This window comes from Parendozoicomonas haliclonae, from assembly GCF_900174585.1.
GTDB lineage: Bacteria > Pseudomonadota > Gammaproteobacteria > Pseudomonadales > Endozoicomonadaceae > Sansalvadorimonas > Sansalvadorimonas haliclonae.
On record NZ_FWPT01000004.1, the window covers coordinates 13,818 to 28,639 of the forward strand.

General features: G+C 52.0%; 15 protein-coding genes. 3 read left to right on the forward strand and 12 right to left on the reverse strand.

Annotation, left to right across the window (positions count from 1 at the left end):
• Positions 1-51: 51 nt before the first annotated feature.
• A complete protein-coding gene (mrcB, locus tag EHSB41UT_RS09220) occupies positions 52-2,397 on the reverse strand; it encodes a penicillin-binding protein 1B (protein WP_087109055.1) in 2,346 nt (781 codons plus the stop codon).
• A gap of 176 nt (positions 2,398-2,573) precedes the next feature.
• Here mrcB and EHSB41UT_RS09225 point away from each other — a divergent pair, with 176 nt between their 5' ends.
• Positions 2,574-2,837 (forward strand): TfoX/Sxy family protein, encoded by a 264-nt coding sequence (locus EHSB41UT_RS09225; RefSeq protein ID WP_087109057.1) that lies wholly within the window; start codon positions 2,574-2,576, stop codon positions 2,835-2,837.
• A 191-nt stretch (positions 2,838-3,028) separates the two neighbouring features.
• On the opposite strand, the gene EHSB41UT_RS09230 is transcribed toward EHSB41UT_RS09225, so the two are convergent.
• From EHSB41UT_RS09230 to EHSB41UT_RS09270, 9 genes are all read right to left on the reverse strand, one after another.
• On the reverse strand, positions 3,029-3,235 hold the full coding sequence (locus EHSB41UT_RS09230; RefSeq protein WP_087109059.1) for a hypothetical protein: 207 nt from the start codon (positions 3,233-3,235) through the stop codon (positions 3,029-3,031).
• 192 nt (positions 3,236-3,427) lie between these two features.
• The gene (locus EHSB41UT_RS09235; RefSeq protein ID WP_165767204.1) at positions 3,428-4,318 is read right to left on the reverse strand and encodes a ChaN family lipoprotein; all 891 of its coding nucleotides are present in this window, start codon (positions 4,316-4,318) and stop codon (positions 3,428-3,430) included.
• A 59-nt stretch (positions 4,319-4,377) separates the two neighbouring features.
• Complete coding sequence (locus EHSB41UT_RS09240; protein WP_087109065.1) at positions 4,378-5,088, reverse strand: sulfite exporter TauE/SafE family protein; 711 nt, start codon at positions 5,086-5,088, stop codon at positions 4,378-4,380.
• A 69-nt stretch (positions 5,089-5,157) separates the two neighbouring features.
• Positions 5,158-5,973 (reverse strand): heme ABC transporter ATP-binding protein, encoded by an 816-nt coding sequence (locus tag EHSB41UT_RS09245; RefSeq protein ID WP_242667272.1) that lies wholly within the window; start codon positions 5,971-5,973, stop codon positions 5,158-5,160.
• Positions 5,973-7,025, reverse strand: coding sequence for a FecCD family ABC transporter permease (locus EHSB41UT_RS09250; RefSeq protein WP_087109067.1), 1,053 nt, complete (start codon positions 7,023-7,025; stop codon positions 5,973-5,975). The genes EHSB41UT_RS09245 and EHSB41UT_RS09250 overlap by 1 nt, the downstream gene beginning before the upstream one ends.
• Positions 7,026-7,098: 73 nt before the next feature.
• Positions 7,099-7,950: a heme/hemin ABC transporter substrate-binding protein gene (locus EHSB41UT_RS09255; RefSeq protein WP_087109069.1), complete on the reverse strand. Its 852-nt coding sequence runs from the start codon at positions 7,948-7,950 to the stop codon at positions 7,099-7,101.
• Entirely contained in the window at positions 7,950-8,369 is a 420-nt protein-coding gene (locus tag EHSB41UT_RS09260) for an ExbD/TolR family protein (protein WP_087109071.1), read from the reverse strand. The genes EHSB41UT_RS09255 and EHSB41UT_RS09260 overlap by 1 nt, the downstream gene beginning before the upstream one ends.
• Positions 8,366-9,085, reverse strand: coding sequence for a MotA/TolQ/ExbB proton channel family protein (locus EHSB41UT_RS09265; RefSeq protein ID WP_087109072.1), 720 nt, complete (start codon positions 9,083-9,085; stop codon positions 8,366-8,368). The genes EHSB41UT_RS09260 and EHSB41UT_RS09265 overlap by 4 nt, the downstream gene beginning before the upstream one ends.
• 53 nt (positions 9,086-9,138) lie before the next feature.
• A complete protein-coding gene (locus EHSB41UT_RS09270) occupies positions 9,139-9,891 on the reverse strand; it encodes an energy transducer TonB (RefSeq protein ID WP_087109074.1) in 753 nt (250 codons plus the stop codon).
• A 282-nt stretch (positions 9,892-10,173) separates the two neighbouring features.
• On the opposite strand from EHSB41UT_RS09270, the gene EHSB41UT_RS09275 reads away from it, so the two are divergent.
• Complete coding sequence (locus EHSB41UT_RS09275; RefSeq protein ID WP_165767205.1) at positions 10,174-12,342, forward strand: TonB-dependent hemoglobin/transferrin/lactoferrin family receptor; 2,169 nt, start codon at positions 10,174-10,176, stop codon at positions 12,340-12,342.
• Positions 12,343-12,442: 100 nt separating this feature from the next.
• A complete protein-coding gene (locus EHSB41UT_RS09280; RefSeq protein WP_087109078.1) occupies positions 12,443-12,763 on the forward strand; it encodes a Rieske (2Fe-2S) protein in 321 nt (106 codons plus the stop codon).
• 13 nt (positions 12,764-12,776) lie between these two features.
• Here the strand turns inward: EHSB41UT_RS09280 and chrA are convergent, their stop codons facing one another.
• Entirely contained in the window at positions 12,777-13,952 is a 1,176-nt protein-coding gene (gene chrA / locus EHSB41UT_RS09285; RefSeq protein ID WP_087109080.1) for a chromate efflux transporter, read from the reverse strand.
• A 47-nt stretch (positions 13,953-13,999) separates the two neighbouring features.
• Positions 14,000-14,731: a DNA/RNA nuclease SfsA gene (gene sfsA / locus EHSB41UT_RS09290; RefSeq protein WP_087109082.1), complete on the reverse strand. Its 732-nt coding sequence runs from the start codon at positions 14,729-14,731 to the stop codon at positions 14,000-14,002.
• Between the last annotated feature and the right edge of the window lie 91 nt (positions 14,732-14,822).

A 14,822-nucleotide genomic window follows, 5' to 3' on the forward strand; every position in this document is an offset into this window, starting at 1 on the left:
GAGGTTAGCAGCCAGTACGCATTTCTGTTGTGATTATTGGCTATGACACCATTACTCCCAAAGAGCCTTGAACCAGTCCACAACGCCTTTTGCCGGTGAAGCTTTGGCGCAGGGTGCTTTCTGCAAAGGTTCCGAGCCTTTAATAAACGGCAGTGCCACATCATTCTGACAACCGGCTCCACCCATATGGCCGGTGGCTCTATCGATATTAAAGAAGGCAACCTTCGACGACACCGGCGGACTTAACGACTTAAGTGGACGCTGAGCCATAAAGTCAGACCAGATGCGCAACGCACCGGTTCCGCCGGTATAGCGGGCAGACTTGTTATCATCCCGTCCCAACCAGGTGACTGCGAGCGTGTCGCCGGAATAACCGGCAAACCAGCTATCCCGCAGCTCATCTGTTGTGCCGGTCTTACCAGCCACTCTTACAGACGACGGTATTTTTTTATAAGCCGATTTACCCGTCCCTTCCCACATAACCCGCTGCAGGGCATAGTTAATAAGGTCAACCTGCTCAGGCGGGAACGCTTCTTCAACCGACAGACTGTACTGCGTAAGTGGTTGGCCATGGGCATCGAGAACCGCATCGATAGCACGCAATGGCACACGGAAGCCGCCGGATGCCAGTGTCTGATACATGGCTGCCACTTCGACCGGCGTCATATCAATCGACCCCAACAGCAATGACGGGAATGGATTTACATCCCGGGTCAGCCCCATATTTTTCAGGGTGCTGACAACGGCTGGTACACCAACATCCATACCCAGCCTGATAGTTGCCAGGTTGTAAGACTTGGCGAGCGCCAGATAGAGCGGAACCTCACCATGCACCTTGCGGCTGTAGTTTTCCGGTGACCACTCCCGGCCATTGTTCTCCTTAAGGGTGATCGGTTCATCCTTAATACGAGTAGCCAGGGTATAACGGGATGGATCTGCCAGTGCAGTAAGGAAGACCGCCGGTTTCACCAGAGATCCAATCGGGCGGCGCGCATCCAGAGCACGGTTGAAGCCGGCAAAACCAGCATCACGCCCACCCACAATGGCCTGCACTTCGCCTGTACGGGAGCTGGTTACCACCATCGCACCTTCCAGCCCGGTGTCTTTACCACCATCCAGCTGCTTGATGCGTTTAGACAGGCTGTCCTGCGCCTGCTGCTGCACAATTGGATTCATATTGGTGAAAATGCGAAGACCTTCGCTGGTCAGATCTTCATTTCGGTAATCCTGGCGCAGCTGCCGTTTAACCAGATCAATGTAGGCAGGGAAAGCATTCGCCTGCAGACGTTCCCGAGATACCACCCCCAAAGACTGCTTCTGAGCCTGTTCAGCTTCTGCTGCGGTGATGATGCCCTGATCAGCCATCATATCCAGCACCAGATCACGGCGCTCCTTTGCTCGCTCAGGGTAACGGCGAGGGTTGTAGTAAGACGGCCCCTTCACAATCGCGACCATCAGAGCCTGCTTGGCCAGATTCAACTCACTGAGCGGTCGGGCAAAATAAAACTCGCTGGCCAGCGCAAAACCATGAACAGAACGCTGCCCCTGCTGGCCGAGGTAAACCTCATTCAGATAAGTCTCGAGGATTTCATCCTTGCTGTAATGCCATTCCAACAGCAGAGACATAAAGGCCTCTTCAATCTTCCGCGTGAAGGTTCGCTTGTTATTCAGATAGAAGTTCTTGATCAGCTGCTGGGTCAGGGTGCTGCCGCCCTGAACAATGCCACCGGCCTGGATATTGGCAACCATGGCCCGGGCAATGCCTTTCGGGGAAAGACCCCAGTGCTCATAAAAGTCCCGGTCTTCGACTGCGACCAGCGCCTTAACCATGGTTGCTGGAACGTCCTTGAGCTGAACCAGCATCCGATCTTCATGGCTGGCCGGATATATCCCGCCCATCATCTGGGGGTCGAGGCGGATAACAGGAACATCCCGGCCACTGGTGGTCTGGAGATTCCTCAGGCTGTTCCCGGAGAAATCGGCACGCAGAGCCATAGAGTCCCGTGGTCCATCAGGGAACCGGAAACCACGAACATAAATTTCAAAGGAGTCTCCAGCACGGGAGAAGGTACCCGGTCGGCTAATGCTTCTAACCGGCTGATAGCCCTGCCGGCGCAGCTGGCCCTGCAGAGTATCGGGATCCAGTGTCATGCCTTCATACAGCTCGACGGGCTGGGCATAGACCTTGGCCGGGATGGCCCACTTCTTACCATCGAAGGTACTGGTGATGACCGCATCGAGATAGATAAGCCAGGCACCCAGCACGACCAGACCACACAGGGCCAATCGGAAGAGCAGTCGCCAGGATGGCAGCCAGCGCCTTGTTTTCTTGACCGCTTTTTTCGGGGCCGGCTTTTTGGCCCGGGTCGTTTTTCTGGGTGATGCGTTCTTGGTCATGCCCGGATTATATGTGGCTACATAGGCTGGATAACAGAGTGAAAAAACCGAAGATCCAAAAGCGGCCAAGGTCTGCTCATAATGTCAGATCAGCCAACTTCTTTATATTCTTCGTCTATCATTACAATGTTGATAATGACTAACTGTTCTATCTGAATGCAAAAGGATTTGCCTTGATGGAGCTGATTGATATGAAAAATCTCGGCAAGACCTCTGTTCAGTGGTTAAAGGCCGTAGGTATACACAGCCCTGAACAGCTGCGCGCCGTTGGTGCCGCAGCAGCTTATAGCAAGGTTAAATCCCGGGGTTTTCGCGTATCAAAAGTGCTTTTGTATGCTCTTGAAGGAGCACTGCTGGATGTGCACTGGAGTGAGCTCAATGAAGACCATAAGAGCAAGCTGCTAAAAGATACACAGCAACCTCTCTCACCACCTACATAAAACCTAAGAAAAAATACGTATTAATACTTGCACATGCAAATGAGAACAATTATCATTTGTATTGCTAGCTGACTACTAGCACGTGTTCAAAAGAAAGCGGCTCCCAACCCTGCTCTCTTATGAGCACACCTCATCAGGCAATTCACGGCATTATTACCCCGGCTTCGGCCGGGGATTTTTTTGTCCGTCGTTTATGTGAAGGAGATAATTCCCCAAACGACCAAAGCGATAATGCCTGGTACAAAGAACCCGATCAGGGCGCCAGACTCCCGATCACCACCGCGTTTCTCGGTAAATTCACCCAGCCACCAGGTCAGCCCAACCCAACCACCTGTTCCTGCGGTAATACCCAGCCACTCCCAGAGATCGAAACCAGCCAATAGTGCCAATAAGTCCATACTGCCCCCTGCATCCCAAGTTTGCCAACCCTGATTGCCGGCCTGCTTGTTAACCAAAGGTCCGACGGGTTTATTGTGATTCCACACAGTATGGCAAAGGACGAAGATTCCACTTCCCAATCATGAAAACACCGCCTTATTTATGGCGGTGTTTTCCGTACTTGGGGTTAGACAGAATGAAGGGGCGAGAGTTCAGGGCTGGGCCGTTTCCGCTTGCTCAGGAGCCTTAGCTTTCTTAGACACAACTCCTTTAGACATGGTCCCGTTTTTGAACATAGCGCAGTAATCAGGACGCTCAACACCAGCAGTTGCCCAGACGATGTCATACTGCTGGCTGTTGGAAGCTTCCACCTCTGTGCTTTCTGTAAAGCCAAGAGCCAGGATCTTTGCATCGGGATCGTTCGCCAGCACATAACGCGGCACACCGATATCTTTACGGGCATGCCAGCTACCCGCCAGCAAAACTGTGCCTTTCATTTCTGTCAGGCTGGCAGCCATCCGAACATCACGGCCAACCTGAACACGCAGCATGGTTTCCGCACGGTCCGCTGGAATACTGCCGCAATGTGCCGCCTTGAACTGATCCTTGTGCATCTTCACACCTTCTTCACCCAGCAGCAGATTGCCGAGTCGTGCAGGGTTGGCACGAGCAGTGACCAGCTCACCCTTATCAAGGTTGGCTGACTTCAGGGGAACACCGTTGGACGTCGCCCAGCTGACAATCGGGCCATAGAGCTCCCAGTCCCAGCCTTTTTCCCAGCTCAGCATGGTATTGAGTTCGGTCAGATCAGAAACCCGATCCTTCACAGCAAGGTCAGCACCTGGCTGCTGGGAAGGTACCAGCATTTCCATAGCAACCTGCTTCAGCCAGCCGCGCTTATATAGCTCAACCAGGACCTCCTTCTGCAGGGCGTGGTGCTCAGGGTTATCATGTCGCTCACCAAGAATGACGTAATCGGCCTTCTGCAGCTGATCCGCCAGTTCTGAGACTGTTCCAATGGAATGCTCCGGCTGGGAATCCGTGGCAAACATAACAGCAGGCTTGGCTGCACAACCGGATAAAACTAACGCCGCAGTAGTCATACAAATATTCCTGATGAGTTTCGCTATAGACATGAAAAGTCCCTGATCATTGCGTCTTTTTACCAGCTCACTCCTTTCAGAATGGCAAGAGAGCCGCAAACTGTACAAATTACTAAAATGCCCGGTCTCAAAAATCTGTCCCAGCGCTGCAAAGGCAATAGCCGGCACAAGAAATATCCCAGCAATACACCGGGAAGTAATGAGAAGGATTGCTTTATTTCTGGCAGGCCATACTTACCTGTCCAGCTCAAAGCAAGCAGGCTGATAAAGCTGCCAAAAAGGAAAAAGCCCGCCATATTGGCGCGTAGATGCCCTGAAGCCTGGTTCTGCATCAGCAATGCCATGGGCGGCCCACCGACAGCCGTCGTGCTGCCAAATAAACCAGACACCATACCTGCGCAGAACATACTGACTTTCGTTGGTGCGATATTCACTTTGGAAACCGACACCACCACAGCCAGCAGAACAATTACACCAACAATGATCGAGAGCTGTTCGTAATTCAGGAAGGTCAGCAGCCAGATACCAACGGCTGTTCCCGGTATCCGCCCCACAAGCGCACTGACCAGACCTCTCAGATCAAGATCGTGCCGGTTGTGATAAACAGTCACCGACCCCTGAAGCATGGAACAAAAAATCAACGGCCCGGGAACCAGCTGTGGATCGAGCATGATCAACAGCGGTGCACATACAATAGCCAGACCAAAACCAAAGGCTGTTTGAACCGCAGCCCCCAGCATTACAGCCAGAGAAACCCAGAAATAATCCACTACTACAACGTCCTGTCACTTATCAGTCCCGATAAGCTTCCTTCGTGGACATGACTGGATTAAAAGGTTTTAACCAGCAACCACCAATGGATAGCCATCTTTCGGATGGCGCATGATACAGACTTCAATATCCAGCAGTCGTTGCAATAGGTCAGGTTTTAGCACGTCATCGGCTGTGCCATTGGCTTCAATACGTCCGGCACACAACATAACCAGACGATCGGCATACTGGCTGGCCAGGTTCAGGTCATGGAGGATCACCACAACCGCAACATTCTGTTTGGCAAACTCGCGGGCAATAGAAAGCGTTTTATGTTGGTGGGCCGGATCAAGGGCTGAGGTCGGCTCATCCAACAGCAGTACGCGCTGACCGTCTTCAGGCTGATCCCAAATCTGAACCAGGACTCGAGCCAGATGAACGCGCTGCTTTTCACCACCAGAAAGGTTGGTATAACTGCGCTCAACCAGATGGGAGGCATCAACCATTTCCAGGGCTTTATCAACAATAGCGTTGTTCTCTTCACGACTTGATTTGCATGGGGAGCGCCCCAGCAAAACAACTTCACGAACCGAGAACGGAAAGTTCAAAGTGGACGACTGTGGAAGTATGCCAAGAGTCAGGGCTTTCTTGCCCAGATCCCAGTCACCAATGGCAGTACCATTCAAAAGTACATGACCTTCATCAGGCGACATCTCGTCTGTAATCGCCCGGAACAATGTCGATTTACCTGCCCCGTTTGGTCCCAGCAAAGCAACAACTTCGCCGGGGCGAGCCTGGAAAGAGACATCATCAAGCAGCTTGCGGCCGCTACGAATCACGGTGACGTTTTTAACATCCAAAGCCAGATGGTCGGACAGTGTCTGGTTATTACTGGTCATATCCATTACCCGATCCGGCCTCTCTGTTTCCACAGCAGGGACATAAAGAATGGTGCACCCAACAGCGCAGTCACGATACCGATAGGCAGCTCAGCCGGGCTGACCACAATGCGCGCGAGAACATCAGCAATCAGCAGCAAAGAACCACCGAGCAATGCCGATGCCGGCATCAGGTAACGGTGATCCGGGCCAATCGTCATACGTACCAGATGCGGTACAACAAGACCCACAAAGCCAATCATGCCGGAGATAGAAACCGCGACACCAACACCCAAAGCGGTCATGGTGATCAGACGAATCTTCAGGCGCTGAACATGGAAGCCAAGATGGCGGGCTTCCGATTCACCCAGCAGCAGAGCATTCAGACCACGGGCGTGGGAGATCAGACCAACCTGCAAAGCCAGCATGATAGGAATAATAAAGACCAGCTGTTCCCAGCTTGCTCCACCCAGACTACCCATCTGCCAGAAGGTCAGGTTACGCAGCATAGTGTCGTCAGCCACGTAATTCAGAATACCCATGCCGGCACCACTCAAAGCACCTATGGCAATACCAGCCAGCAGCATGGTGGCAACAGAGGTGCCATTATTCGTGGTACCAATTTTGTAGACGGCGATCGTGGTTATAAAACCACCCACAAAAGCCAGGAATGGAACGGTATAAACCTGCAGAGTGGCAACCATAACCACCGGCAGCATACCTGTGAGAACAATGCCAACACCTGCGCCCAACGCCGCACCACTGGAAACACCGATAATGCTTGGATCAGCCAGCGGGTTACGGAACAGCCCCTGCATCGCACCGCCACAGGCAGCAAGCGTGCTGCCAACAATCACACCAAGCAGAGTTCTTGGTAAGCGAATAACTTCAACAACCATCCAGGCCTGCATCTGCTCTTCAGCATTGGCAACATCCATGCCCAGCCAGTTTTGAACCAGGCCAATAAAGTTGTCGAGGGATACCGGTACAGACCCTGTCACAATGGACAGGGCCATGGTGACAGGCAACAGGATAGCCAGCCCGAGAATAAACAACCGGACCTTGCGCTCTCTTTCCATTAGTCTTTCGCTACTTAACTGTTCTATTAACGGGCATCTATTAACAAGGGCCAGGACTGACTAGCGTAAATGCTTAGCGGGTATAGACGTCCTGGGCCAGCTTCAGCGCCACATCACCGATACGAGGGCTAAGTCCGCCCATCAGGGTTGTGTCATCAACAGCGATTACAGTGCCATTTTTACCAGCGGGTGTCGCCTGAATACCAGGAAGCAATTTCAGGATACCAGCCACGGAACCTGCGTTATTAAATGTGCTGTTACCAACAACAATAACATCCGGAGCCATGGTCAGCAGGGATTCTGCAGATACCGGCTTGTAACCAGGGAAGGAAACCTTGGCCGGGTTCTGGCCGCCAGCCAGTTCGATCAAAGCATTTGCAGCCGTGTTATTACCTGCCAACAGTGGCGTACCACCGTGAGCCATCATAAAGATGATTTTCTGAGGCTTGCCGGACTTATCCTTGGCCGCTTTGGCCAGATCAGCAGCTTCATTCAGCTTCTTCTCTACACTTGCCCAAAGTTCTTTACCCTTCTCTTCGGAAGCGAAGGTTTTTGCAAGTTCAGTAATACGGGCTTCCAGACCTTCCAGCTGGTAGCCACCCGGCAGAGTGGTTACGGCAACACCGGCTTTTTCCAGATGCTCCAGAACAACCGGAGGCCCCATATCGTCAGTACCGATAATCCGATCCAGTTTCAGGGACAGCAGACCTTCGGAAGACAGCTGACGGTGATAACCCACCTTCTTAATATCAGCTCCTTCGGTTGTCTTACTGGCATCATCCGCACCAATAATTTTGTCGCCCTGGCCAAGTGCATAAACAATTTCTGTTACGCCCGGACCAATGGTTACCAGTCTTTCGGCCTGCGCCTGCACTGCTGCAGCACACAGACAAAAAGTGGCCGCAATCTTGGTCATTTTTTTCATTATTCTTTCTCCATCAAGATACTGGCTGCCGGCCACTGCTGTCCCTGCAAAAAGCTGAGCAGCTGTACCAGACGTTCCATCGGTACGTTGCGGTCACCGGCAATAACAACTTGCAAATCCGGGTTTTCAGCACGGGCAGCAATCAGTTCTGCACTGAGCTCTTCCCAGCTGTTGTATGGTTTTCCTTCCAGTCCCCAGCCTGCGCCGTCATTCGTCAGAGACACAGTCACAGTTTTAGTTTCCTCAACAGCCTCGGCACGCTCTGCTCCCTGGGTCGGGAGGTCCACAGGAAGAGCCAGCGGTGCTACGTTGGCGCTGAGCATCAGAAACACCAGTACGATAAATATGACATCAAGAAGTGGTGTCAGATCCGCCAGCAAAGATGGCTGGCTGGCAGAATCATCAGAAACCCGGATCATGCTGCAATCGGCTCCCGGGGAGTGATGCTTTTCACATTCTTACTGTTGTCGCCTTTCTTCGGCTGGCTAAAGCTGCCATCGCCGGAATCAACGCCCTGAATCAGCAGATTCACGTGGTTCAGGACAAACTCCAGACGACCAATGTAATGGTTGGCCCAAAGAGTCAGGCCCTGGCTGGCACCCAATGCCGGAATAGCAATAATCAGACCGTAAGCGGTGGTGTACATAGCGGCAAACAGACCATCAGCCAGAACGGCCGGAGTTACCGGACCAGTGGTCACGGCCATACCTTTAAACATGGTGATCATACCCAGCACAGTACCGAGCAGGCCGACCATCGGCGCGATAGTTCCGATCAGCATCAGCACACGCAGACCGGCATGCATACGCTGACGGTGCTTCAGCAACCAGATGGAAGCGACTTCTTCACGAACACTCTTCTCGCAGTTGGCGTGACTCAGCAGAACACCAACGCCCTGGTGTAGGCAGTGCTTTTGCTGGCAGAAGCTGTCTGCCTTGCCCTGACAGCTGCACAGATCCTGACCAGCACGAAAATCCTGCAGTTCAGTAAACAACTGACGTACACGTGCCTTACCGATATTCGGCTGCAGAGTAAAAGTCACCAGACGTTCAATGATAATGGCCAGAGTAATCACCGACAGAATAATCAGTGGAATGCCCACAACGCCTAACTGACTAAAAATCTCTTCGAACATTTGCTTCTCCCGAAAGTCCGAAACTCTTTCTAAATTTATTGAATCGCTGATGATCAGCCATTCAATTCAAATGCGACGGGTACCTGGACCCTTGATTTCACCGCTCTTGCACCAACCAGACGGGGCTGAAAGTCCCACTTGGCCACGGCTTTGAGCGCGGCCCTGTCCAGCAGAGGAAAACCGGAAGATTCGAGAACCTTTATCTCCAGAATTTCGCCTTCCTCATCTACCAGCGCTTCAACCATAACCACACCCTGTTGATTCCGGCGCTGGGCTTTGCGCGGGTAATCCGGTGGCGATGGCGGATTCCTGAAAGCCGGCTCGGTAACGATTGGAATCTCATCCAATCCCGGTTCCGCCTGCTGTTGAGTAGAGGACGCAACCGGCGTCGGCTCTACTGGCTTTGGTTCAGGCTTAGGCTCCGGTTTTGGTTCAGGCTCCGGCTCTTTCTCGGCAACCTTTAACTCAGCCTTTTCTACAATTTCCGGCTCTGGGAGCGGTTTCGGTTCCTCTTTGGGAACGGGTTCCGGCTCTGGCTCGGGCGGTGTTTCCTCAACAACCGGTTCTGGCTGAGGCTCGGGTTCCGGTTGGGGAGCCACTTCTGCAAGCTGGGTAAAGCTCAGATTCACCGGTGCAGAAAATGATCCGCTGCTTAACGTCAGTTGGTCTTGCGGCTTCTCTGGCCAGAGCAGGACAGCACCTGCGTGAACCGCTATAGAGCACAGCACGACAGCCAAACCTTTTGCCCAACCGTCTTCAAATAAACGGGAAAAAACTCCAGACTGCTTCACTCTTGCTATGCTCATTTGTCCTTGAACAGACTGTCCAGCAGTCTAATTTTTGCGACAATATCAAAAATGAGAATGATTTGCATTTGACTTCAATCAAATTTTTCTCAATTGCGTTAACTGCGTAACTGACCGCCTTAAATATACAAACACAAATGCGAACGATTTGCATTTGTGTTTTTGTCTATTTATAGTTCGCGCCCAACAGGTTCTTTCGGTCGGGATAGCCGGAGTGCATGGATGCGGGCCTGTGTTAATGAAAAAGCTTCTAAAAAAAAGCACAAACACACAGGATTAAGAATGAACTTCCGGGCATCACCACTGGCAATCGCCATCACTGCGGCCATAAGCGCTACCCCTGCTATCGCTGAAACCACAGAACGTGATTCTGCAACGCTGCTTAACCAGGTGACTGTCACAGCTACCCGTACTGAGCAACAGTTGAAAGACGTCGCCAGCAGCGTAACTGTTATCGACAGCGAGCAAATTGAGAATCGCCACGTAAAAGACATCAGCGATCTGGTGCGTTATGAGCCTGGCGTTTCCGTATCTGGTGATACCCGTACCGGCCCTGGTGACTTCACCATTCGGGGGATGTCCGGAAACCGCGTTAAGATCATCACTGACGGTGTCAGCCAGGCAAACAATTTCCAGCTTTCCCTGACCCGTTATATCAATGCTGCCAGAAATTTTGTTGATACAGATTCGTTGAAAGCCGCAGAAATTGTGAAAGGTCCTGCTTCCAGCCTCTATGGTAGTGATGCAATCGGTGGTCTGGTTGCGTTTCAGACCAAGGATCCTGCAGACATTCTCAAGCGCGATGGTGATCTGACCGCAGGTTTTGCCAAGGCCAGCTATAGCAGTGTAGACAAGGGCTTCACCGAAACCGTTTCTGTTGCCAACCGTTCCGGTCAGCTGGAATCCATGGTGCTGTATACCCGTCGTGACTCCCAGGAAACCGAAACCTACATTACCAATCAGGGTGATGTTTTTGGTGCGACCAAACGCGGTGAAGCCAACCCCGCCGATAACCGGGTGAACAACCTGCTGACCAAGGTTCAGTACCAGCTGAACGACAATCATCGTTTGGGCTTCACCGGTGAATACCACGACACACTGTCAGAAGTGAAAGTCCGTGATGCTTCTGTAGACGGTACCACCTCCGATGACACCAAAGAGCGTTCGCGTATTGGCTTTGAGCACGACTGGGACAATGCCGGCCTTGCAGCCTTTGACAGACTGCACTGGCAGCTAGACTGGCAGAAAACCACTACTGGCATGAAAACACTCGTACCGGCCTATGTTGCTGATTACGGTTCTTTCCAGCGTCCGTACCCAGAGCGTGAGCAGGATTACAACTATGAAGAAAAAGGCTTCCAGCTGCATGCCCAGTTCAACAAAGAACTCGGCGCACATGGCCTGACCTACGGTATTCATGCGACTGATGACAAGGTAAGCAACAAGAGCGTTGAGACTAATCTGGAAGACGGCTCCATCAAGAACAAAGACTACATCCCTGAAGTTTCCCGCAATGTTTACGGCGTATTTATTCAGGATGAATTCCAGGTTACCGATAAGCTGACCGTGACTCCGGGCGTACGTTACGACAAGTACAGCTACAAGCCTTCCCAGCGCGTTGACGGTATGAACTTCGAGGACAGCAGCGACAGCGCTGTTACCGGTCGCCTTGGCTCCGTTTACAAACTGGACAACCAGTATTCTGTGTTTGCCCAGTTCAGTCAGGGCTTCCGTGCTCCGGATCTGATCGACATGTTCTACACCCTCGACAATGTCACTTATCTGATCCAGGGCAACCCTGACCTGAAACCGGAGAAGAGCAACTCCTTCGAGGCAGGTCTGCGTGGCGGCACACTGTACGGCGACTTTGAAATCACTGCCTTCTACAACCGTTACAAGGACTTTATCGACACGGTTGCAATTCAGGATCCGAAATACCCATGGGGCGTAACCCGTGCGGAAAACCTTCAGAAGGCCTGGATTAAAGGCGTGGAGCTGAAAGGTCAGGTGTTCCTGGATGAACTGGCTGATCAGCTGGACGGCTTTACTCTGAACGGTTCTGTTGCCTATGCCAAGGGTGAAGGTGAGGTGGATAACAAGAAGAATCCTCTGAACTCTGTTGCACCTCTGACTGCTGTGATGGGTCTTGCTTTTGAAGCACCTGCCGGCAACTGGGGCAGCGAACTGTTGTGGACTGTTGTGAAAGGCAAGGATGAGTCCGACCTTTCCTCCTCTACTTCCTTTGAAGCGCCGGGCTACGGCGTGGTTGACCTGACTGCACACTACAAGCCGACTGATGAAATCACTCTGCGTGCTGGTCTGTTTAACCTGACCGACAAGAAGTACTGGGCATGGGAAAGCGTCTCCAATGTTGCTCCTGGCAGCAATAACATGGATCGCTTCACCAAGCCTGGCCGTCACTTCAACCTCAGCGCCAAGTACGAGTTCTAAGCATTTAAGCTCAGAGCTTTTCTACCGCCCCGCTCTTATGAGCCGGGCGGTTTTCTCGTTATACTCGCCACATCAAAAGAACAGTGGCAGAGGGACTCCCATGCATAAGCTTTGTGCGGTCAGCGATATTACCGAACCAGGCAGCAAAGGTTTTAACAGCACACCCAAGGGGCCTGTCTTTGCCGTACGCTTTGATGGACAGGTTTATGTTTACGCCAATGTCTGCCCACACCTCAGCGTTAACCTGGAATGGCAGGAAGATAAGTTTCTTGATCAGGAAGACCGGCTGATTCAGTGCTGCATGCACGGTGCACTGTTCCGGATAGAAGACGGGGTTTGCCTGTTTGGGCCCTGTGAAGGAGATTCTCTGACCGCCATTCCCCATGTTGTGGAAAATGGCGATCTTTATCTGGCGGACTAAACGTTAACGGCCCTTAATAAAGCAGGAAGCCAATACCGGCGAACAGCGGCACCATCAAGGCAATAGGCAGCTTCCAGGTCACCATTAGCAGATAAGCCAACAGGGCCAGAGCGACATCCTGTGCATCCTTGATGGCAAAGGTCACAACCGGGTTATAAAACGCGGCAAGTAGAAGACCAACAACCGCTGCGTTAATGCCATTAATAGCAGCACGCAGTTTGGGCATGGTCTTCAACCGACTCCAGAACGGCCAGGCTGCTGCTAATAAAAGGAAGGAAGGCGCAAAAATCCCAAACAGTGCAGCCAGTGCATAGCTCAGGTTAAAACCGCCACCGTAGGTGCCTCCCAGGAATGGAGCCAGTGTGAACATGGGGCCAGGAACAGCCTGCGCGGCACTGTAGCCGACAATAAAGGCTTCCGGACTCACACCTCCCGCATGAACCACTTCCGCCTGTAGCATTGGCAACACAACGTGACCTCCACCAAAGACCAGAGCACCAGCCCGGTAGAAGCTATCAAATATGCCCAACACGCTGTTGCCGTCAGTCACAAACAACGGCAAGGCAAACAACCCTGCTAAAAACAGCACGCCACAAACCAATGCTGTAGTTTTGCCACCAATATGCTGTGTGGATGTCGGAGCCTGAACTGGCTGATTCCGATAAACCAGATAGCCAATCACCGCAGCACCCAGCACGATACCAACCTGCGTGAAAACATGCGGCAGTAGCAGCATAAATCCGGCAGCGACTATCGCCAGCGTGACCCGAGGTCGATCCGGACACAGGGATTTACCCATATTAATGAGGGCATCGGCGACTACAGCAACGGCAAACAGTTTCACGCCCTGCAGCACTCCCATGGCTGCCGGCATACCAGATACCTGCTCATAACCCAGCGCCAGCAGAACCATGATCACAGCCGATGGCAGGGTAAAACCAATAAAGGCTGCGATAGCGCCCAGGAATCCTGCCCGCCCATAACCAATACTCATACCGGTCTGACTGCTCGCCGGCCCGGGCAGCATCTGACATAGCGCCACGGTATCGGCATAATCCTGGTCACTCAGCCAGGCTCTCTTCTCAACAAACTCCTTACGGAAATAACCAATATGAGCCGTTGGCCCACCGAAGGCATACAAACCCAGCACCAGAAAGCGCCAGAAAACTTCAAATACACTGCTTTTCATAAACAGACTTCTTCTTTACACACATCTTATATATTCAGATATTTTTCTTAAGGCAGTCTTAATTGCAACTGTCGATTGAGGGTAATGTCTTCCGGCGTGATCGTGCATCCCCACACCATGACCTCTACACCATTATTAATGGCATGGCGCAGAGCTTTTCCGTAAGCGGGATCGATATCATCTGCCGGGCTTACAACTTCAATACCAGTATGCTGTACACAGAACAATAAAACCGCTCTATGCCCCTGAGCCACCATCTGCTCCAATTCCCGCAAATGCTTCTGGCCGCGGGTGGTGACAGCATCGGGAAACTCACCGAAGCCATTATCCGTGGCTAATGTGACACTTTTCACTTCGATGTAGCAATCTGGTAATCCGTCTCTGGTCAGCAGCAGGTCGATACGACTGTTCTCTTCGCCATACTTTACCTCTCGGCGAACAGTGTCGTATTCCGACAGTTCAGGGATGACCTTATTCTCAATCGCTTCCTGCACGACCGCATTCGCCCTGCCGGTATTGACGCAGGCCAAGGTCTTTGCAGTTTTTTCACCATAGCGAACCGGGATCTCCACCAGCTCCCAGGTGCAGGGCAACTTTCGTTTCGGATTTTTGGAATCAGAGAACCAGACCCTTGCCAGCTCTGGCTGACAGTTCTTCATAGAGCCGGTGTTCGGACAGTGGATGGTGGTTTCAGTACCATCGGGAAGGCGGATATCAGCCAGAAAACGCTTGTAGCGCTTAAGCAGAATGGCCGACTCCAGGGGAGGATCAAAACGCATATTCGTGCCCCTGACAGAATAAAAGCATTATAAATAGTTATCTAAAAAACTTTTTATATTCTAATTTACACTAATAAGGATAAAGACACTT

What these genes read in the sequence shown, in the direction of transcription:
- mrcB (WP_087109055.1), bottom strand. Translation starts at nt 2,397, where the DNA reads ATGACCAAGAACGCATCACCCAGAAAAACGACCCGGGCCAAAAAGCCG.
- EHSB41UT_RS09225 (WP_087109057.1), top strand. Translation starts at nt 2,574, where the DNA reads ATGGAGCTGATTGATATGAAAAATCTCGGCAAGACCTCTGTTCAGTGG.
- EHSB41UT_RS09230 (WP_087109059.1), bottom strand. Translation starts at nt 3,235, where the DNA reads ATGGACTTATTGGCACTATTGGCTGGTTTCGATCTCTGGGAGTGGCTG.
- EHSB41UT_RS09235 (WP_165767204.1), bottom strand. Translation starts at nt 4,318, where the DNA reads ATGACTACTGCGGCGTTAGTTTTATCCGGTTGTGCAGCCAAGCCTGCT.
- EHSB41UT_RS09245 (WP_242667272.1), bottom strand. Translation starts at nt 5,973, where the DNA reads ATGGATATGACCAGTAATAACCAGACACTGTCCGACCATCTGGCTTTG.
- EHSB41UT_RS09250 (WP_087109067.1), bottom strand. Translation starts at nt 7,025, where the DNA reads ATGGAAAGAGAGCGCAAGGTCCGGTTGTTTATTCTCGGGCTGGCTATC.
- EHSB41UT_RS09255 (WP_087109069.1), bottom strand. Translation starts at nt 7,950, where the DNA reads ATGAAAAAAATGACCAAGATTGCGGCCACTTTTTGTCTGTGTGCTGCA.
- EHSB41UT_RS09260 (WP_087109071.1), bottom strand. Translation starts at nt 8,369, where the DNA reads ATGATCCGGGTTTCTGATGATTCTGCCAGCCAGCCATCTTTGCTGGCG.
- EHSB41UT_RS09265 (WP_087109072.1), bottom strand. Translation starts at nt 9,085, where the DNA reads ATGTTCGAAGAGATTTTTAGTCAGTTAGGCGTTGTGGGCATTCCACTG.
- EHSB41UT_RS09270 (WP_087109074.1), bottom strand. Translation starts at nt 9,891, where the DNA reads ATGAGCATAGCAAGAGTGAAGCAGTCTGGAGTTTTTTCCCGTTTATTT.
- EHSB41UT_RS09275 (WP_165767205.1), top strand. Translation starts at nt 10,174, where the DNA reads ATGAACTTCCGGGCATCACCACTGGCAATCGCCATCACTGCGGCCATA.
- EHSB41UT_RS09280 (WP_087109078.1), top strand. Translation starts at nt 12,443, where the DNA reads ATGCATAAGCTTTGTGCGGTCAGCGATATTACCGAACCAGGCAGCAAA.
- chrA (WP_087109080.1), bottom strand. Translation starts at nt 13,952, where the DNA reads ATGAAAAGCAGTGTATTTGAAGTTTTCTGGCGCTTTCTGGTGCTGGGT.
- sfsA (WP_087109082.1), bottom strand. Translation starts at nt 14,731, where the DNA reads ATGCGTTTTGATCCTCCCCTGGAGTCGGCCATTCTGCTTAAGCGCTAC.